At 69.4% G+C, this 19,327-nt stretch carries 16 protein-coding genes and 1 tRNA gene; 11 read left to right on the forward strand and 6 right to left on the reverse strand.

The annotated features are described in order from the left end of the window. Window positions 1-48: 48 nt before the first annotated feature. Entirely contained in the window at window positions 49-504 is a 456-nt protein-coding gene (locus tag ESD82_RS12150) for a universal stress protein (protein WP_024842945.1), read from the reverse strand. A gap of 139 nt (window positions 505-643) precedes the next feature. Between ESD82_RS12150 and ESD82_RS12155 the strand changes: the two genes are divergently transcribed. Both ESD82_RS12155 and ESD82_RS12160 read left to right on the forward strand, forming a co-directional pair. After that, window positions 644-1,408, forward strand: a complete 765-nt coding sequence (locus tag ESD82_RS12155) for a sugar transferase (protein WP_407672825.1) — start codon at window positions 644-646, stop codon at window positions 1,406-1,408. Window positions 1,409-1,530: 122 nt separating this feature from the next. Next, a complete protein-coding gene (locus tag ESD82_RS12160; protein ID WP_024842943.1) occupies window positions 1,531-2,469 on the forward strand; it encodes an NAD-dependent epimerase/dehydratase family protein in 939 nt (312 codons plus the stop codon). On the opposite strand, the gene truA is transcribed toward ESD82_RS12160, so the two are convergent. The 3 genes from truA to ESD82_RS12175 all read right to left on the reverse strand — a co-directional run bounded on the left by truA (window position 2,466) and on the right by ESD82_RS12175 (window position 4,615). After that, entirely contained in the window at window positions 2,466-3,257 is a 792-nt protein-coding gene (gene truA, locus ESD82_RS12165; RefSeq protein ID WP_024842942.1) for a tRNA pseudouridine(38-40) synthase TruA, read from the reverse strand. The two genes, ESD82_RS12160 and truA, sit on opposite strands and share 4 nt — an antisense overlap. Before the next feature lie 2 nt (window positions 3,258-3,259). Further along, window positions 3,260-4,234, reverse strand: a complete 975-nt coding sequence (locus ESD82_RS12170; RefSeq protein WP_024842941.1) for a 5-bromo-4-chloroindolyl phosphate hydrolysis family protein — start codon at window positions 4,232-4,234, stop codon at window positions 3,260-3,262. Window positions 4,235-4,541: 307 nt separating this feature from the next. Then, a tRNA-Gly gene (locus ESD82_RS12175) sits at window positions 4,542-4,615 on the reverse strand. Between the two features lie 85 nt (window positions 4,616-4,700). Here ESD82_RS12175 and ESD82_RS12180 point away from each other — a divergent pair. Next, complete coding sequence (locus tag ESD82_RS12180) at window positions 4,701-6,149, forward strand: TrkH family potassium uptake protein (RefSeq protein ID WP_024842940.1); 1,449 nt, start codon at window positions 4,701-4,703, stop codon at window positions 6,147-6,149. A gap of 6 nt (window positions 6,150-6,155) precedes the next feature. Here ESD82_RS12180 and ESD82_RS12185 read toward each other — a convergent pair whose 3' ends face one another. After that, the gene (locus ESD82_RS12185) at window positions 6,156-7,598 is read right to left on the reverse strand and encodes a peptidoglycan-binding domain-containing protein (protein WP_244314571.1); all 1,443 of its coding nucleotides are present in this window, start codon (window positions 7,596-7,598) and stop codon (window positions 6,156-6,158) included. A gap of 86 nt (window positions 7,599-7,684) precedes the next feature. Between ESD82_RS12185 and ESD82_RS12190 the strand changes: the two genes are divergently transcribed. From ESD82_RS12190 to glmM, 8 genes are all read left to right on the forward strand, one after another. Then, a complete protein-coding gene (locus ESD82_RS12190; RefSeq protein WP_024842938.1) occupies window positions 7,685-8,635 on the forward strand; it encodes a glycine--tRNA ligase subunit alpha in 951 nt (316 codons plus the stop codon). Further along, window positions 8,632-9,114 carry a DUF6446 family protein gene (locus ESD82_RS12195; RefSeq protein ID WP_024842937.1) on the forward strand — a complete coding sequence of 161 codons (483 nt, stop codon included), beginning with the start codon at window positions 8,632-8,634 and terminating at the stop codon, window positions 9,112-9,114. Before ESD82_RS12190 ends, ESD82_RS12195 begins: the two co-directional genes overlap by 4 nt. After that, complete coding sequence (glyS, locus tag ESD82_RS12200) at window positions 9,114-11,270, forward strand: glycine--tRNA ligase subunit beta (protein WP_024842936.1); 2,157 nt, start codon at window positions 9,114-9,116, stop codon at window positions 11,268-11,270. Before ESD82_RS12195 ends, glyS begins: the two co-directional genes overlap by 1 nt. A 158-nt stretch (window positions 11,271-11,428) precedes the next feature. Next, on the forward strand, window positions 11,429-13,990 hold the full coding sequence (locus ESD82_RS12205; protein WP_024842935.1) for a putative PEP-binding protein: 2,562 nt from the start codon (window positions 11,429-11,431) through the stop codon (window positions 13,988-13,990). 308 nt (window positions 13,991-14,298) lie between these two features. Continuing rightward, the gene (locus ESD82_RS12210; protein ID WP_231486597.1) at window positions 14,299-14,754 is read left to right on the forward strand and encodes a cell wall hydrolase; all 456 of its coding nucleotides are present in this window, start codon (window positions 14,299-14,301) and stop codon (window positions 14,752-14,754) included. 91 nt (window positions 14,755-14,845) lie between these two features. Continuing rightward, window positions 14,846-15,628, forward strand: a complete 783-nt coding sequence (locus ESD82_RS12215) for a dihydroneopterin aldolase (protein WP_024842933.1) — start codon at window positions 14,846-14,848, stop codon at window positions 15,626-15,628. A 45-nt stretch (window positions 15,629-15,673) separates the two neighbouring features. Next, on the forward strand, window positions 15,674-16,645 hold the full coding sequence (gene folP / locus ESD82_RS12220) for a dihydropteroate synthase (protein ID WP_147428219.1): 972 nt from the start codon (window positions 15,674-15,676) through the stop codon (window positions 16,643-16,645). Window positions 16,646-16,655: 10 nt separating this feature from the next. Beyond that, on the forward strand, window positions 16,656-17,999 hold the full coding sequence (gene glmM, locus ESD82_RS12225) for a phosphoglucosamine mutase (protein ID WP_147428218.1): 1,344 nt from the start codon (window positions 16,656-16,658) through the stop codon (window positions 17,997-17,999). A gap of 180 nt (window positions 18,000-18,179) precedes the next feature. On the opposite strand, the gene ESD82_RS12230 is transcribed toward glmM, so the two are convergent. Continuing rightward, window positions 18,180-19,301: an FAD-dependent oxidoreductase gene (locus tag ESD82_RS12230; RefSeq protein WP_024842930.1), complete on the reverse strand. Its 1,122-nt coding sequence runs from the start codon at window positions 19,299-19,301 to the stop codon at window positions 18,180-18,182. Window positions 19,302-19,327 lie beyond the last annotated feature (26 nt).

The following is a 19,327-nucleotide window of genomic DNA, read 5'->3' on the forward strand; positions in this document are numbered from 1 at the left end:
CCAGGCGTCGGCCAGGCGCAGCGACCATCCGCCGCAGCGGGCGGTTCGTCAGGTGATCTGCTCCAGCCGTTCGCGCGAGATGTCGCCGGGCACGATGGTGACGGGGCAGGGCAGGTTTGCCACCTCGCGCGTCAGCCGGGTGACCAGCGGTCCCGGCCCCGCGCTTTCGGTCGAGGCGGCCAGCACCACCACGCCGATCTCGGGATCGTCGTGGATCTGGGCCAGAAGCTCGGCGCCCGGCTCGCCCTCGCGCACCACCAGTTCCGGCTCGATGCCGGGACGGTCGCGCATCCATTTGGCAAAGACCTCGTAATGTGCCTCGATCCGCTCATAGGCTTCGGCGCGCATCACGTCGGCGACGCCCATGCCGTGCTGGATGGCCGTGGTCGGAATGACCGCGAGTACCTGCACCCCGCCGCCGGTCTTGGCCGCGCGCAGGGCGGCATAGCGGATGGCGTTCAGGCATTCGCGGGAATCGTCCAGAACCACCAGAAATTTCCGCATGAATCCGCCCCGGTTGCCCCAGAATGAGCAAAGACTGGCCGAAAGCTGGGGTTTGCGCAAGTGCGGCGCAGTTTATCCCTTGCGCTCATTCAAAATTAACGAGTGCTATGGTAGGGGGAGGATGGTAGCCACAAGCCAAATGCGGGACAGAATTGTGACGATTCACCAGGACTGGGAAAAAGCCGACATTGCGCGGCTCGCCACAGTGGCCCAAGACGAGATGTCGTGGTTCAAGGACCATGTGCATCCCCCCGCCATGACCACCATGCCCCTGTCGAAACGGGTATTCGACATCACCCTGGCGCTGCTGGCCCTGGTGCCGCTGTCCATCGTCATGGCGGCCTTTGCCCTGATCCTGCTGGTCGTGCAGGGACGGCCGATCTTTTACGCGGCGCCGCGGATGGCGGCGCCGGGGCGGACCTTCACCCATCTCAAGTTCCGCACCATGTTGCGGCAAGAGGGCGATTTCGGCGTGACCGGCGCGCACAAGGCTTGGCGCATCACGCCGCTGGGCCATTTCATGCGCCGCACCCGCATCGACGAATTGCCGCAGCTGTTCAACATCCTCAAGGGCGACATGAGCTTCGTCGGGCCGCGCCCGACCATCCGCGAATATGTCGAACGCTATCCCGCGGTCTATGGCCAGGTGCTGAAAAGCCGCCCCGGCGTCACCGGCCTGGCGACGCTGATCTACCACCGCCACGAGGACCGCATCCTGCGCCGCTGCAAGAGCGCCGAGGCGACCGAGGCCGCCTATGCCCGGCGCTGCCTGCCCACCAAGCTCAAGATCGACCTGATCTACCAGAGGAACCGGACGCTGGCGCTGGATCTGTGGATCATCTGGCGCACCGTGCTGATCGTGCTTTACAAGGACGAGCGGCCCCGGCGCCGCGGCCGCAAGTAAGGTCCGCGGCGATTTTTCCGATCTTCGCGGATCCCCCGCCCCCGCCGGGCGTTATGGCGGCATATCCGTCGTAGACCCACAGGATCCTGACGCGACCGGCGCGGAAACGGAAAGGGAAAGGCTTGCAGCGTAAGGCGCTCGTTACCGGAGGGGCAGGGTTCATCGGCAGCCACCTCGTCGACCGGTTGCTCGCCGCCGGAGAGGAGGTCGTCGTCCTCGATGACCTGTCCAGCGGCAGGGCGGACAACCTGCCCCCGCAGGTGCGGCTGGTCCGGGGCGATGTCTGTGACGCCGATCTGCTCGGCAGGCTGCTGGCCGGGGTGGATTGCATCTTTCACCTTGCCGCGCGGGTTTCGGTGCAGCTTTGCATCTCGGACTGGATGGGGGCGCATCGCGTCAACCTGGGCGGCACCATCGCCGTGCTGCATGCGGCGCATCGGGCCGGCAATATCCCGGTCGTCCATGCCTCCTCGGCGGCGATCTACGGCAACCGCGCGGGCGCGACATGCCGCGAAACCGACCTGCCCCTGCCGATCTCGCCCTATGCCGCCGACAAGCTGGCCGCCGAGCATCAGGCCGCCGCCATGGCCGAGGTGCATGGCCTGCCCTCGGTCGGGCTGCGCTTCTTCAATGTCTATGGCCCGCGCCAGGATGCGGCCTCGCCCTATGCCGGGGTGATCTCGAAATTCTGCGCCAACCGGCTGGCGGACCGGCCGCAGGTGATCTTTGGCGATGGGCAGCAGAGCCGGGATTTCATCTGTGTCGCCGACGTGGTCGAGGGTCTGTTGCGTGCTCGCGACCTGGCCGGCCAGGCGCCGGGCGCCCAGGTCTTCAACCTTTGCACCGGGACCGAGACAACGCTGCTGGAGCTGGTGCGCCAGATCGACGCCATTGCCGGGCGGGGGGCCAGCGCCATCGAACACGCGCCGGCGCGTTCCGGAGACATCCGTGCCTCTTGCGGCTGTCCGCAGGCCGCGCGCGACCGGCTGGGCTTCGCCGCCGCCACGGATATGCGATCCGGGCTGGACAGGCTCTGGGACGCGCTGGTCGCGGCCGGCTAGTTCAGCGGGCCCTCGGGAAAGGGCGGGGGCTCATAGCCCACCCCGGTCAGGTAAAGCCCCTGCGACGGGCAGACCGGTCCGCAGGCGGCGCGGTCGCATGCGGCCAGCGCCTCGGCCACGCGGCCGGGCGGCCAGGCGCCGGCGCCGACCCGCTCCAGCGTGCCGACGATCGAGCGCACCTGGTTGTGCAGGAATGACCGCGCCCGCAGGGTAAAGCGGTATTCGCGGCCCTGCGGGATCCGGGCTTCCTCGATGGTCAGTTGGTCCAGCGTCTTCACCGGGCTTTTCGCCTGGCACATGGTCGAGCGGAAGGTGGTGAAATCGTGCCGGCCCAGCAGATGCGCCGCGCCGGCGCGCATGGCCGCCAGGTCCAGCGGATGCGCCACCTGCCAGGCGCGGCCGCGGTCATGCGTCAGCGGTGCGCGGCGCGAGACCAGCCGGAACAGGTAGCGCCGCTCATGCGCCGAGAATCGGGCGTGGAAGTCGTCCGCCACCCGCGCTGCGGCCAGGATGGCGACGGGGGCGGGTTTCAGGTGCCAGTTCAGCGCCTCGGACAGCCGGAACGGATCCCAGTCGCGCTGCAGGTCGGCATGGGCGACCTGGCCGGTGGCATGGACCCCGGCATCGGTGCGCCCGGCCGCCGCGATCCGCGCCCCGGCCGCGAAGCCGGGGTCGAGCCGGCCGAGCGCCGCCTCGACGGCGCCCTGCACGCTGGGCCGGTCGGCCTGGGCCTGCCAGCCGGCGAAGGGGCCGCCGTCATATTCGATCAACAGGGCGAAGCGGGGCATGGCTAGCGGCGCGGCTTTTCCGATTCGTGCGGGATCAGCAGGTCATCAAGCGTCATCGGGCGCTGCAATTCGGCGGGTTCTGCGGGCGCGGGCCGGGGCCTTACGCCTTCGCGTGCCAGCCGGTCGCGCAGCACACTGATCTCGATGTCCAGGTCGGTGCGGCCGCCTTCCAGCAGCCGGGCGCTGCGGGCGGCGAATTCGGTTTCCAGGTCGTCCAGCAGCGTCTCGTAATCCTGGCGCGTACGCGGGTCGCGGGTCTGGGCGTAGAGATCGGCGAACTTGACCGTCGCGTCGCGCGCGCCCTGCAGGTAGACGCTGAGATAGCGGCGCAGCGCGGCGATGGTTTCGGGATTGTCCTCGACATGGGCGAAAAGCGCGCGCGCGGCGGCGGCGAACATGGCGACGCGGGCCTCGAGCCGGCGGTCGCCGGTGCGCAGGATGGCATCCTGCATGGCCTTCAGATGCGCCTCGCCCTCGGCCAGGATGCGTTGGGCGCGGTCCTGTCGGACGCCGTCGACGCCTTCCATGCCCTTGTCGCGCATCGGGTCGCTGCCGAAGGCGAGCCAGTGCAGCATGGCGCCGGCGACGCCGATCACCCCGGCGCCGGCATCGGCGCCCGGCACCCAGGCGCCGATGGCAAGGCCGAGCCCGGTCAGGATGCCGCCGAAGAGCTTGCGCGGGATCGCTGGGCGGCGGGCGACGCGGCGGGCGTCATAGGCAGCCTCGGCCTGCAAGCCCTGGCGCGTCATCCACATGCCCCAGGCGAGGCTGCCGAAGGCGACGAGATGCAGGGCGAGCCCGGCCGGATCCTGCCAGAAGGCGCTGATGAGGAAAGGGGTCGCCATGATCGTGACCCAGCGGGTGCGCGATTCCAGCGGATGCCGGATCTCGCCCGGCGCGGGGCGGGCGGGTATGCGCGGGCCGGTTCCGTCCGGCCGGGGCTGCGGCGAGAAGCGGCCGCCGAAACGCCTTGCCATCGCCGCCCCTCAGCCCGCGCCCAAGAAGGCGGCATAGAGCGTCAGGCCCATCAGCAGAAAGAAGGACAGGCGCTGCATGGCTTTGCGGGACATGGGCTTCCTTTCGGCGCGTCGGTCGGTTGGTCGGGCAATCTTGCCCGCAGGATATAGGGCCTTGGGTGCCGGAACGGAAGGGCGCGGCGGCCGGGGGCTCTGCCCCCCGCGCCTCAAGCGCCCCTCGACGGGGCGCATGAGGCGCTCCCCCCGGAGTATTTGCAAAACGGAGAAAGCCGGCCTGGGGCGGCTGGTTGCGGCATGCGGGGCAAATTGGAGCGGGTGATGGGAATCGAACCCACGTATTCAGCTTGGAAGGCTGCTGCTCTACCATTGAGCTACACCCGCGTTGCGCCTTTCTATAGGGGCTGGCGCGGGCTCGTGCAAGCGTCGCGCGCTTGACGGTCGCATGCCGGCGGGGCAAGCAGGCGGCATGATCGATATCCGTCCCGTGGCCAATATCGTCGGCAAGGTCGTCGTCACGCTGGGGGCGGCGATGGGGCTGCCCATGCTGGTCGATTGGTGGCATGGCGACCCGCATTGGCTGATCTTCCTGGAATGCGGCATCCTGACCATGCTGGCCGGCGGGCTGGTGGCGCTGTCCACGCGGCAAAAGGACAAGTCGCTGACCATCCAGCAGGTCTTCCTGCTGACCGCGATGCTGTGGCTGGTGGTGCCGGTGGCCGGCGCGCTGCCCTTCATGCTGGGCGCGCCTCAGGCCGGCTTCACCGATGCCTATTTCGAGGCCATGTCGGGCGTCACCACCACCGGCACCACCGCGTTCCCCGATCTCGACAACCTGCCCAAGGGCACGAACCTGTGGCGGGCCTTCCTGAACTGGGCGGGGGGGCTGGGGATCATCGTGGTCGCCATGATCTTCCTGCCGGTGATGAAGGTCGGCGGCATGCAGTTCTTTCGCTCCGAGGGTTTCGACACGCTGGGCAAGATCCTGCCCCGCGCCTTCGACATCGCGCGCGAGATGACCGGGGTCTATATCGCCATGACCGCCAGTTGCATGGTGGTCTATATCCTGCTGGGCATGAAGGGCTTCGATGCGCTGGTGCTGGCGCTGTCCACCTGCTCGACCGGCGGGTTTTCCCATTACGACGCCAGTTTCGCGCCCTTCATCGGGCCGGCGGAATATGCCGCCGCCTTCTTCATGATCCTGGCCTCGATCCCCTTCATCCGCATGGTGCAGCTGATCCGCGGCTCGGCCGAGCCGATCTGGCGCGACATCCAGGTCCGGGCCTATCTGCGCTGGACCTTCTATGCCATCGCGCTGGTGGTGCTTTACCGCCTGCTCTGGCTCAAGGCGAAGAATCCGTTCGACGTGATCCGCGAGACCACGTTCAACGTCGTCTCGACCTTTTCCGGCACGGGCTTTGCCTCGGCCGACGTGACGCAATGGGGGCATTTCCCCTTTGTCATCCTGATCGTGGTCGGGCTGATCGGTGGCTGCACCGGCTCGACCTCGTGCTCGGTCAAGGTGTTCCGCTATCTGGTGCTGTTCCAGGCGGTCAAGGCGCAGCTCAAGCGCATGCAATCGCCGCACCGGGTGTTCCCGCTGCTTTACGGTGGCCGCCCGCTGGAGGAGGACGTGGTCGATTCGGTCATGGCCTTCTTTACCCTGTTCATCCTGTCCTTCGGTCTGCTGATCGTCGGGCTGGCGCTGACCGGGCTGCATCCGCGCACGGCGCTGACCGCGGCCTGGACCGCCATCGCCAATGTCGGCGTGGTCTGGGGGCCGGAACTGACGCCCGAGGGGGCGGTGACGGATTTTCCCACCGCATCGAAATGGCTGATGATCTGGGGGATGTATCTGGGCCGGCTGGAGCTGATCTCGGTGCTGGTGCTGTTTTTGCCGCGGTTCTGGCGGGCCTAGAGCCGCCTAGTCCTGCGCTGCGGCCGGGGCGATGGCCGGGGCTTCGGGCTGGGCCTCGGCCGCGCCGGGGGCGAAGCGGGCCAGACTGTCCGAGATCTCGGCCGCCAGCCGGTGCTGGTTCTCGGGGTCCGAGACCGGCCAGATCAGCACGAAGCCCTGCACGCGGCCATCGACCACCCGGCCCTCGGCATGGCCGATATGGGTCTGGTTTCGGCCGTCCAGCACGACGCTGCCGCGTTCCACCTTGCGCCCGGGTGCCGGCACCCAGCCGAGCGCGGTGACGAGGCCGGTCAGGTCCAGCATCTCCTGCTGGCCGCCGGGCTGGCTGAACAGGATCAGCGCCGCGCCCGAGCCGTCCTTGGGCCCATAGATCGACAGCGCGCGCTCGGCGCGGTCGAATTGCAGCTTTTCCATCGGCGCGGGCAGCATCAGGCCGGTATGGGCGTCGCGCAGCTCGGCCAGGCCCATCTCGGCCCGCCAGGCCTCGCGGCGGCGGATCAGTTCGGTCATGGCGGTCGCGGTATCGGGCGAGGTGCGCAGGCGCAGGATTTCCTCGGCCATGGCGGCGCGAGTCTTGGGGCCGTCCTTGCCGTCGATGGCGCCGTCGTAATGGCCGGCCCAACGCAGGGCGCGCTGGATCTGTTCGAGCGGCGGCATGGGCACCGGCGCCGCATCCGGGGCAGGGGGGGCGCCCAGATCCGGCACCTTGCCGATGATCGCGATCTCGCCCATCTCCTCGCCCGGCGCGAGGAAGGCGTCCCTGGGCACGGCGCCCGCATCCCGGAACGCCTGGAGCCAGGCGGTGCCGGTCGCCCGATCCATCGGCCCGAAGCCGATGGCCAGCCGGCCGTTCGGCAGGGTCCACAGCCCGGCCTCGGGCAGGGTCTCGCGCCATTTCGCCAGCAATTCCTCGGCCCGCGCGCGGTCGGTGGTGGATTCGAGGCGCAGGAAGAACTGCTCGGGCGCGGGCTCAGCCGCGGTGCCGGCATCGGTGGTCGGGGCCGCATCCGCGCCGGCCAGGTCGCCGGGGAGGGGCTCGTCCTCTGTGGCCGCGGGCTGGGCCTGGGGGAAGGTCGAGGCATTGCCGGCGGATGCCGCCGCCTGGGGATCGGCGTCGGGTTCGGCGGCCGCGTCGCCGATCCGGGTCAGTTCGCGTCCCTCGGCGGCGGCCAGGAAGCTGTCGCCCGGCACCTTGCGCTGCTGCTTCAGCTGTTCCAGCCGCGCCGCCGCCTCTGCGCGCGGCATCGGGCCAAGCGCGATCCCGACCCAGCCGTCGGCCAGCGGGAAGGTCACGACATCGGGAAACTGCGCCCCCCAGTTGCGGGCGGTGTCGGCCGCGGCCTGCGCGCCGCGCTTGGCCTCGATGCGGATCAGCACATCCTCGGCCTGCGCGGCAAAGCCCAGAGACAGCGGCAGAGCCGCACCGATGACGAATGCAAAGCGCCGCATGGGCATGTCCCTCTCATTGACCCTGCGCCGCCCTCTGCCTAGAAGGCGGCAGACATTTCCTGCCAGTTATGCCGAAGGAAGCCCCGATGACCAGCCCAAAGGACCATCAGACGGCGAAACCCGTCTGCTTTCAGGACGTGATCCTGCGCCTGCAATCCTATTGGGCCGCACAGGGCTGCGCGGTGCTGCAACCCTATGACATGGAGGTCGGCGCCGGCACCTTCCACCCGGCCACGACGCTGCGCAGCCTGGGCGCGCGTCCCTGGGCCGCGGCCTATGTCCAGCCCTCGCGCCGACCGACCGATGGGCGCTATGGCGAGAACCCGAACCGGCTACAGCATTACTACCAGTATCAGGTCATCATCAAACCCTCGCCGCCGAACCTGCAAGAGCTTTACCTGGGCAGCCTTGCGGCCATCGGCCTCGACCCGATGATCCACGACGTGCGCTTTGTCGAGGACGACTGGGAAAGCCCGACGCTGGGCGCCTGGGGGCTGGGCTGGGAGGTCTGGTGCGACGGCATGGAAGTCAGCCAGTTCACCTATTTCCAGCAGGTCGGCGGGCATGACTGCCGCCCGGTTTCGGGCGAGCTGACCTATGGGCTTGAGCGGCTGGCGATGTATGTGCTGGGGGTCGAGCATGTGATGGACATGCCCTTCAACCCGCCCGGCAGCCCGATCCCGCTGAGCTATGGCGACGTCTTCCGCCAGGCCGAGCGCGAATATTCCCGCTGGAACTTCGAACAGGCCGATACGGAGATGCTGCTACAGCATTTCAAGGATGCCGAGGCGGAATGCGACCGCATCCTGGCCGCGGCCGAGACGGACGGCGCCGGGCGGCGCATCCCGATGGCGCATCCCGCCTATGACCAGGCGATCAAGGCCAGCCACCTGTTCAACCTGCTCGACGCGCGCGGCGTGATCTCGGTCACGGAACGCCAGGCCTATATCGGCCGCGTCCGCGCGCTGGCGAAACGCTGCGCCGACCTGTTCGTGACCACCGAGGCCGCGGTCCTGCAAGCGGAGGCGGCGGCATGAGTTCGGGCAAGATCGTCGCCTCGATGCTGGTGCTGGTGGCCGTCATGGCCGGCCTCGCCGTCTGGTATCTGCAGGTCTATGGCTTCTACGACCCGGTGGACGAGATCAGCGGCGCGCAGGACATCGTCGTCACCGACGCGCAGGGCGCCACCCATCCGGTCGCGGTCGCGGATTTCAAGGCCATCGACGCGGCAAGCTCGCCCATCCGCTATCGCGCCTGCTTCACGCTGGATCCGGCCGAACTGGCCGATGCCGCGCCCTATGACGGCGCGACGCCGTTGAACGGGCCGGGCTGGTTCAAGTGCTATTCCGCCCGGGCGCTGACCGCCGACCTGGAATCGGGCGCGGCGCGCGCCGTGCTGGGCCAGGCCGAGATCCGCCCCGACGTGGACCGGGTGATCGTGGTCTATCCCGACGGCCGCGCCTTTGCCTGGCACCAATTCAACGACAAGACCCCCGAACGCGGAGTGATGGACTGATGCCCGACCTTCTGATCGAGCTTTTCTCGGAGGAGATCCCGGCGCGGATGCAGGCCCGCGCCCGCGAGGATCTGAAGAAACGCGTCACCGACGGGCTGGTCGACGCAGGCCTGACCTATCGCTCGGCCGGCGCCTTCTCGACCCCGCGCCGGCTGGCGCTCGCCGTCGAGGGGCTGAGCGCGCAAAGCCCGACCACGCGCGAGGAGCGCAAGGGCCCCCGCACCGACGCCCCCGAGGCGGCGCTGGAGGGCTTCCTGCGCTCGACCGGGCTGACCCGCGAGCAGCTGGAGGCGCGCGACGACAAGAAGGGCCAGGTCTGGTTCGCGGTGGTCACGAAGCCCGGCCGCCCCGCCGCCGAGATCGTGGCCGAGGTGCTGGAACGCACGATCCGCGACTTCCCCTGGCCCAAGTCGATGCGCTGGGGCGCGGGCAGCCTGCGCTGGGTGCGGCCGCTGCATTCCATCATCTGCCTGCTCTCGGACGAAGCCGGCGCCAGCGTGGTGCCGCTGGAGATCGAGGGCATCCGTGCCGGCAGCACCACCCGCGGCCACCGCTTCATGGCGCCGGAGGAGATTGCCGTTTCGGGCTTCGAGGATTACGCCGCGAAACTTCGCCGCGCCCGCGTCATGCTGGACCCCGCCGAACGCGAGGCCGCGATCCGGCAGGAGGCGGCGAACCTCGCCTTTGCCCGCGGCTGGGAGATCGTGCCGGACGAGGGCCTGCTGACCGAGGTCGCGGGCCTGGTCGAATGGCCGGTGGCCCTGATGGGCGCCATCGAGGACCGTTTCCTGGCGCTGCCGCCCGAGGTGCTGCAAACCTCGATGAAGGAGCACCAGAAGTTCTTCTCGGCCCGCAATCCCAAGAGTGGCCGCATCGAGGGCTTTGTCACCGTGGCGAATATCGAGACCGCGGACCATGGCGAGACGATCCTGAAAGGCAACCAGCGCGTGCTGGCGGCGCGCCTGTCCGATGCGGCCTTCTTCTGGGACAACGACCTGCGCGAGGCCAAGGCCGGGATGGGTGACTGGGCCGAGGGGCTGAAGCACGTCACCTTCCAGAGCAAGCTGGGTTCGCAAGCCGACCGTATCGCCCGCATCGCCGCCCTGGCGCGCAAGATCGCGCCGCTGGTCGGCGCCGACCCGGATCAGGCGGAACAGGCGGCCAGGGTGGCGAAACTCGACCTGCGTTCCGCGATGGTCGGCGAGTTCCCGGAACTGCAAGGCATCATGGGCCGCTACTACGCGCTGGCGGCCGGCCTGCCCGAGCCGGTGGCCGACGCCGCCCGCGACCATTACTCGCCTTTGGGGCCCTCGGACGCGGTGCCCTCGGCGCCGGTGTCGGTGGCGGTGGCGCTGGCCGACAAGCTCGACACGCTGACCGGCTTCTGGGCCATCGACGAAAAGCCCACCGGCTCGAAAGATCCCTTCGCGCTGCGCCGCGCTGCGCTGGGGGTGATCCGGCTAATCACAACCAATAATCTGCGAATTCATCTCGATGACATTGCGGAGATGGCTGCCTCCATCCAGCCCACATTCGAATATAGTAAGAGAGAGCAGTTCCCCGGCGGGCTTTCGGACGAACAGGCAATGACGGAAATCGTCTCTTCCGTCTCGGTGGCGGCAGCCGTTGCCCGGACGCTTCGAGACTTCTTCCACGACCGCCTGAAGGTCCACCTGCGCGACCAGGGCATCCGCCACGACATCATCGACGCGGTGCTGAACATGCCCGGCAGCGACGACCTGGTGCTTCTGGTCAACCGCGCCACGGCGCTGAACGACGTGCTGAAGACCGAGGACGGCGCCAACCTGCTTCAGGGCTTGAAACGCGCCGGCAACATCCTCGCCCAGGCCGAAGAGAAGGACGGCGTCGAATACAGCTTCGGCGCCGATCCGAAATTCGCCGAGACCGACGAGGAACGCAGCCTGTTCGCCGCCCTCGACCAGGCCGAGCCGGCGATCCGCGAGGCCGTCCGGCTCGAGGATTTCCAGGCCGCGACCCAGGGCATCGCCAGCCTGCGCGCGCCCATCGACGCCTTCTTCGAGGCGGTGCAGATTAATACCGACAACCAGATCACCCGCCGCAACCGGCTGAACCTCTTGTCGCGCATCCGCGAGGCCGGCCGGCTGATCGCCGATTTCGGCCGCATCGAGGGCTGAGCGCCGCTTCTTTCTTGTCCAAATATCCTGGGGGAAAGCGCCTGCGGCCCCGTCCGGGGGCGGCAGGCGCTTGGGGGCAAAGCCCCCGCCACCCCCGCAGCTTGCGCTGTTCTTCGCACTTGCAGCAATGCGCCGGCCATGCCTAATGTGACGGCATCATGACCGCGCTGACAGATCCAGGTGCCATCGTCGAAATCACCCCCTCGGCGGGGATCCAGACCGCGCGCCATGGCTGGCGCGCGAAATGCCTGCAACGCCTGATCCGCATGGAACTGCCGGTGCCGACCAGCTTCGCGCTGTCGGCCGAGGCGGTGCGCGCCATCGCCGCCGGCCAGATGCCAGACCGCGCGCGCCTGGCCGCCATCATGGAACGCGCCGACGGGCTGGTCAGCGTGCGGCCCTCGGCGATGAACCCGGCCTGGGGCGGGCCGGGCACGGTGCTGAACGTGGGCATCAACCACGAATGCCACGCCCGGCTGGTGAAAAGCCGCGGCAAGGCGGCGGCGGATGCGATCTACCTGGGCTTCGTGCAATCCTATGCCATCCATGTCGCGCGGCTCGACCCCGACATGTTCTCGGACAGCGAGGGCGGGCTTGCCGCCGCCCTGCGCGCCTATGAGGACGAGACGGACGAGGAATTTCCCCAGGATCCGACGCGCCAGCTGGCCGAGGTGCTGCGTAGCATGGCGCGGGCCTGGGACGGGCCGACCGCGCGGCTCCTGCGCCAAGCCAAGGGGGCGCCGGCCCTCGCGCCGCTGGGGCTGGTGGTGCAGGACATGGCGCTGGCCATCGGGCCGGGCGTCACCGGTTCGGGCACCATCCAGTTCGTCGACAGCGTGACCGGCACGCCGCGCATCACCGGCCGGTTCCGCGGCCAGACCCAGGGCCGCTCCAAGGGCAAGGGGGCCGAGACGCTCTACCTGACCCGCGACCCGCGCGGCCCCTCGCTCGAGGAAGCCGCGCCCGAGGTCTTTGCCGACCTGGTCCGCTTTGGCGTCGCCGCCCGCGAACGCCTGCGCGAGGAGATGCAGATCGAATTCGTCGTCTCGGACAGCCGGCTGGCGATCATCGACGCGGTGCGGGTCAGCCGCAGTTCGCGGGCCAGCGTGCGCATCGCCGTGTCGCTGGCCCGCGACGGCATCATCCCGGCCGAGGAGGCGGTGATGCGGGTCGAGCCGCGGGCGCTGTCGGACCTCTTGCACCACCAGGTCGACCCGCGCGCGCCCCGCGACGTGATCGCCCGCGGCATCAATGCCAGCCCCGGCGCCGCCACCGGCCGCATCGTCTTTACCGCCGCCGCCGCCCAGGCCGCCGAGGCGCGGGGCGAGCGCTGCGTGCTGGTGCGCCGCGAAACCGTGCCCGAGGACATCCGCGGCATGCATGCTGCCGTCGCCGTCTTGACCGAGCGCGGCGGCATGACCAGCCACGCGGCGGTGATCGCCCGCGGCATCGGCCTGCCCTGCATCGTCGGTGCCAGCGGCATCGCCATCGACACGCGCGCCCGCACCATGCTGGTCGGCGGCCGATTGTTCCACGAGGGCGAGGAGATCACCATCGACGGCACCTCGGGCGAGGTGCTGGCCGGCGCCGCCGAGATGCTGGAGCCGGCGTTGGACGACAGCTTCACCCAGCTGCTCGAATGGGCCGATGCGCATTGCCGCATCAGGATCCGCGCCAATGCCGACACGCCCGAGGACGCCCGCACCGCCCGCAGGTTCAACGCCCAGGGCATCGGGCTGTGCCGCACCGAGCACATGTTCTTCGACGACGAGCGCCTGCCGGCCATGCGCGAGATGATCTTCGCCGGCAAGCCCGAGGACCGCCGCCTGTCGCTGGAGCGGCTCCTGCCCATGCAGCGCAGCGATTTCGCGGCGCTGTTCGAGATCATGGCCGGGCTGCCGGTCACCATCCGCCTGTTCGACCCGCCGCTGCACGAATTTTTGCCACATGACCGCGAGGGGATGCGGGAACTGGCCGAATCGCTGGACCTGCCCTTGTCGGACGTGACCCGCCGGGTCGAGGCGCTGTCCGAGTTCAACCCGATGCTGGGCATGCGCGGCGTCCGGCTGGGCATCACCGTGCCCGAGATCTATGACATGCAGGCCCGCGCCATCTTCGAGGCCACCATCGAGGCCAGCCATAACGGCGACCCGGTGGTGCCCGAGATCATGATCCCGCTGGTTTCCGCCCGGCGCGAGGTCGAACTGGTCAAGACCCGCATCGACGCGGTCGCCGCCGCCGTCCGCAACGAGACGCGCAAGGATTTCACCTATCGGCTGGGCGTCATGGTCGAGACGCCGCGCGCCGCGCTGCGCGCCGGCGACATCGCCGAGCATTCCTCCTTCTTGTCCTTTGGCACCAACGACTTGACGCAGATGACCTATGGGCTGTCGCGCGACGATGCCGGCCGCTTCATGGGCACCTATGTCAACCAGGGCGTCTATTCCGAGGATCCGTTCCACATCCTCGACCGCGACGGCGTGGGCGAGCTTGTTGCCATCGGCACCGAGCGCGCCCGCAGCCACAAGCCCGACATCACCATTTCGGTCTGCGGCGAACATGGCGGCAACCCGGAATCCATCGCCTTCTGCCTGCGGGCGGGGGTGAACTATGTCTCCTGCTCGCCCTTCCGGGTGCCGGTGGCGCGGCTCGCCGCGGCGCAGGAATCGATTCTCATGGGCCGGGAAGCGGCGGAATCGACGGCCGGGGCCGAGTCCTAGGACCAGCCGGTTTTGGCCGGAATCTGCCCGTCCGCCGATTTTCCGTCGGCGGGTTTCCGCCAAAATCGTTTGATTTCAATCGAATCGCGTCACTCACGTGCATGTGGGCTGGATCGGTCCGCCCTGTTTCGGGCCTTTAACGCCAGACCGCCGCCTCCGGGGCGACCTCGGGGCGGACCTTCCGACGAACCAGACCGGGCCGGGCCCGGACCGAAAACAGGACCAACATGTCGATTAGCAAGTCATGGCTGGCGCGCGTTTCCGTGTGTGTGGCTGTCGCCCTTTCCCCTGTCGCAACCACTCCGGCCATGGCCGATGGCAAGCATCAGGTCGCCTATGAAACCAAGGCCGGCCGCGCGCGCCAGGCGACCGTGAAGATCGATCCCGCCGATCTGCAATGCCTGTCCGAGGCGCTATATTTCGAGGCCCGCGGCGAAGGCGTGCAGGGCCAGCAGGCCGTGGCCGAGGTGATCCTGAACCGCGTCGATCACCCGCGTTTTCCCCAGACCGTCTGCGGCGTGGTGAACCAGCGCGGCCAGTTCACCTATAACAAGAACGCCCGCATCCGCGAAAAAGGCACCTATGCCAGGGTGCAAAAGGTGGCCATGGCGGCCCTGGCCGGCGCGCCGCGCACCCTGACCAACGGCGCGACCTATTTCCACGCCCGCGGCGTGAACCCCTCCTGGTCCAAGCGGTTTGAGCGCACGATCCGAATCGGCAGCCATACCTTCTACCGTTCGGACCGCCGGCTGGCCTCGAACTGAGGCGGCGCCCCGAGGCGGCGTCGCAAATCTGCTGCCCGATGCGCGGCCCTGTCCCTTGCGGCGGGGCCGTTTTCCTGAAAACACGGGTGGCATGGACCAGCCTGACCGTATCCACCTGCGCGACTACATCCTTTCGGCCGAGATCGGCGCGTTCCAGACCGAACGCGGCCAGCCGCAGCGGCTGCGCTTCAACATCGACGTGGAACTGGCGAGCCATGTCGTCGGCGTGAATGACGAGGTGGACAGGATCCTGTCCTATGACATCCTGACCGGCGCGGTTGCGGCGGGGCTGGCGGATCGCCGCTATGACCTGCTCGAGACGCTGGCCGAAAAGATCGCCGCGCAGATCCTGGCGCATCCGCGCGCCGCGCAGGTCTCGGTCACGGTCGAGAAGCTGGACCGCATCCCCGGGGCGCTGGGGGTGACGCTGGTGCGCCGCCAGGCGCGGGTCGAGGCCGACCCGGTCCGGGCGCCGATCCGGGTGATCTTTCACGGCCGCGACCTGGCGCTGCCCGACGGCGCGGTGGCGCTGGTCCCGGACGCGCCGGGGCTGCCGCTGCCGCAGGGCGGCAACCTGCGCGAGGTCGAGCTGCTGGCGCTGGACCAGGCCGCCTGGGCGCTGGCCGGCCATCTGGGGCTGACCGTGGCCGACAGCCGCACCGAGCTGGACTGGGCCGCGACCGAGGGCCGCGCCGTGGTCTGGGCGCCCGCGCGCATGGTGCGCGACGTGGCCGGGCTGGCGGCCGAGCCGCAGGCGCTGGCGCTGTGGCTGGCCGAGCGGCTGGGGGCGAGCCGGCTCGACTGGGCGCTGCCCGAGGGTGCGCCCGAGCCGGCTGTACCGACGGGTTTCTGCATTCCGACCGCACGGCTTTGATCTTCGTGCTTGAATCGGCCGCGCACCGGCGTAGAGACGCGAAGCATGACCGATTACTATCGCCCGATTCCCTGTGAGACGGGCCGCTGGCAGCTTGCCGGCGGCTGGGTGCGCTTTTCGCAATGCGAGCTTTTGCGCCGCGGCGAGGCGCCGCGCGTGGTGGACGGCGCCCCCGATGCGGTGCTGGCGGCGCTGACCGCGCCCCGCGCGCCGCTGCTGGGCCTGTCACTGGACAGGCCGCGCATCATGGGCATCGTCAATACCACGCCCGACAGCTTTTCGGACGGCGGCGCCTATGACGGGGCCGAGCAGGCGCGGCTGTTGGCCGCACAGGGGGCCGAGATCCTGGACATCGGCGGCGAATCGACCCGGCCCGGCGCGCGCGAGGTGCCCGCGGCCGAGGAAATCGCCCGCGTGACCTCCGCCATCGCCGCGGGCCGCGGGCTGGCGGCGGTCTCGGTCGATACCCGCAAGGCCGAGGTGGCGCGGGCCGCCGTCGCGGCGGGGGCGGGGCTGGTCAACGATGTCTCGGGCTTCGACTTCGACCCGGCCATGGCCGGGACGGTGGCCGCGGCGGGCGTGCCGGTCTGCCTGATGCACGCCCAGGGCATCCCCGAGACCATGCAGGACAACCCGACCTATGGCGACGTGCTGCTGGATGTCTATGACGCGCTGGCCGAGCGCATTGCGCGTGCCGAGGCGGCGGGCATCGCCCGCGACAGGATCGTGATCGATCCGGGCATTGGTTTCGGCAAGACGCAGGCGCATAATCTGGCCATTCTGCGGCGGATCTCGGTCTATCACGGGCTGGGCTGTGCCGTGCTGCTGGGGGTGTCGCGCAAGCGGTTCATCGGCAGCATCGGCGGGGCCGAACGGCCGGCGGACCGGGCGGCGGGCACGCTGGCGGTGACGCTTTCCGGGGTCGCGCAGGGCATACAGATCCACCGCGTCCATGACGTGGCGGAAACACGGCAGGGCCTCGCCCTCTGGCGGGCCGTGACCACAGAAACGAATTGAGCGGGGCAAGATGAGCAGGAAACTTTTCGGCACCGACGGCGTCAGGGGCCGTGCCAATACCCACCCGATGACGGCCGAGATGGCGCTGCGCCTGGGCGCCGCCGCCGGCCGCTATTTCCGCCGCAACGGCGAGGACCACCATCGCGTCGTGATCGGCAAGGACACGCGCCTGTCGGGCTATATGCTGGAAAACGCGCTGACGGCGGGGCTGACCAGCACCGGCATGAACGTGCTGCTGCTGGGCCCGGTGCCGACGCCGGCGGTGGGCTACCTGACCCGCTCGATGCGGGCCGATGTGGGCATCATGATCTCGGCCAGCCATAACCCGGCCGCGGACAACGGCATCAAGTTCTTTGGTCCCGACGGCTTCAAGCTTTCGGACGAGGCCGAGGCCGAGATCGAATCCATCGTGGCGGGCGAGATCGTTCCGGCCCGGCCGCAGAATATCGGCCGCGCCAAGCGCATCGACGACGGGCGCGGGCGCTATGTCGAATATGCCAAGACCACCTTCCCGGCCGGGCAGCGGCTGGAGGGGCTGAAGGTGGTGGTGGATTGCGCCAACGGCGCCGCCTATCGCGCCGCGCCGGACGTGCTGTGGGAACTGGGGGCCGAGGTGATCCCGCTGGGGGTTTCCCCGAACGGCCACAACATCAATGACGGGCTGGGCTCGACCCATCCCGAGGCCTGCGCCCAGGCGGTGCTGGAACATGGCGCTGACATGGGCATCAGCCTGGACGGCGATGCCGACCGGGTGATGATCGTCGATGAAAAGGGCCAGGTGGCGGATGGCGACCAGATCATGGCGCTGCTGGCCGACCGCTGGGCGGCGCAGGGCCGGCTGCGGGGCGGGGCGCTGGTGGCGACGGTGATGTCGAATCTGGGGCTGGAGCGGTTCCTGCAGGGCCGCGGGCTGCGGCTGGAGCGCACCGCCGTCGGCGACCGCTACGTGGTCGAGCGGATGCGCGGCGCCGGCTTCAACCTGGGCGGCGAGCAGTCGGGCCATATCGTGATGACCGATTACGCCACCACCGGCGACGGGCTCATTGCCAGCCTGCAATTCCTGGCGGCGCTGGCGGATGGCGGCAGGCCGGCCTCGGAACTGGTGGCGCAGTTCGAGCCGGTACCGCAATTGCTGAAGAACGTGCGCTATGCTGCCGGTGCCGATCCGCTGTCGGTCGATGCGGTCCAGGCCGAGATTGCGCGGGCCGAGGCGCGGCTGAACGGCTGTGGCCGGGTGCTGATCCGCAAGTCCGGCACCGAGCCCCTGATCCGCGTCATGGCCGAAGCCGAGGACGAGACCGTGCTGCGCGAGGTGGTCGAGAACATCGTCGCGGCGGTGGAGAAGGCGGCTTGACCGCCCTGGGCGCGGCGCCGGTGGCGGGCTTGGCAGGAGTATTTAAGAAACGGTGAAACGGGTGCGGGCGTGCCATGCGGGCTTGGCCCGGCGTTTTCACCGTTTTACAAATACTCATGCGGCGGCGACGCTGGCGTGGTCGCATGGGTATTTGGGGAACAGAGAAGTTCGGACGCCCGGCTAGGGGGTGGTCGGGTCGTGGTCGTAGAGCCAGGCGAAACGCTCGATCAGCCGGGCGGGGGCGAGGCGCGAGACGGCGCGCAGCCCGGCATGGGCGACCGCGCGGGTCGGGCCGCGCAGGTGGTAGTTGCGGGCATTGGCATTGGCCGCCTCGACGATGCGCCGGCAGCGCGGCTGGCGCAGGGCCTGGAACCGCGCCAGCGCGGCTTCCTGGTCCGGGCCGGCATCGAGGCAGGCGGCCAGCACCCAGGCATCCTCGATCGCCATGACCGCGCCTTGCGCCATGAAGGGCAGGGTGGGATGGGCGGCGTCGCCGATCAGCGCCCGCCGGCCGTCCTGCCAATGTGCGGCGACCGGATGACGGAACAGGCCCCAGATGCCGACATCCTGAACCTGCTCCAGCCATTCCGGCACCGGGCCGCCGAAGCGGGCGAAGGCGGCGCGCAGCTCGGAGGGCTCGCCGGGGGTGGACCAGCCTTCCTCCTGCCAGTCCGGCCGCTCGACCACGGCGACGAGATTGCGCTGGCCCTGGCCCAGCGGATAGCTGACCAGGTGCCGGCCCGGTCCCATGAAGACCTGTGCCACCGGCGCGGCATCGGGCTCGGCCGGGATCAGCGCGCGCCATGCGGTCTGGCCGGTGAAGAAGGGGGTCTCGGGGCCGTTCAGCGTCGGGCGCAGGCGGCTTTTCACCCCATCCGCGCCGATCAGCAGCGGCACGTCGGGCAGTTCGGTCACGTCATGGCCCAGCTTGATGCGGGCGCCGGCTTCGCGCGCGGCCTGTTCCAGCAGGGCGACCAGCCGGGCGCGATGCACCAGGCGGAACGGATCGCCGGGGCGATGCCGCGCCAGGTCCAGCCGCGCCACCATGCGGCCGGTCGAATCGCGCAGCTCGACCCGCTCGGAGGGCAGCGAGATCGCCCGGAACCGCGATTCGAGCCCCAGCGCCGCCAAGACCCGCATGGCATTTGGCGAAATCTGCAAGCCTGCGCCGACCTCGCGCAACGCCCCCGCGCGTTCCAGCACCGTGACCTCTGCGCCGCGCTGCGCCAAGGCGCAGGCGGCAGTCAGGCCGGCCACGCCTGCGCCGATGATGGTGACGGGATGATGCTTCAGGCCGGACATGGCGCCCCTGACTGCGAAAGCGGCCC

Source organism: Paracoccus pantotrophus (assembly GCF_008824185.1).
Lineage (GTDB): Bacteria > Pseudomonadota > Alphaproteobacteria > Rhodobacterales > Rhodobacteraceae > Paracoccus > Paracoccus pantotrophus.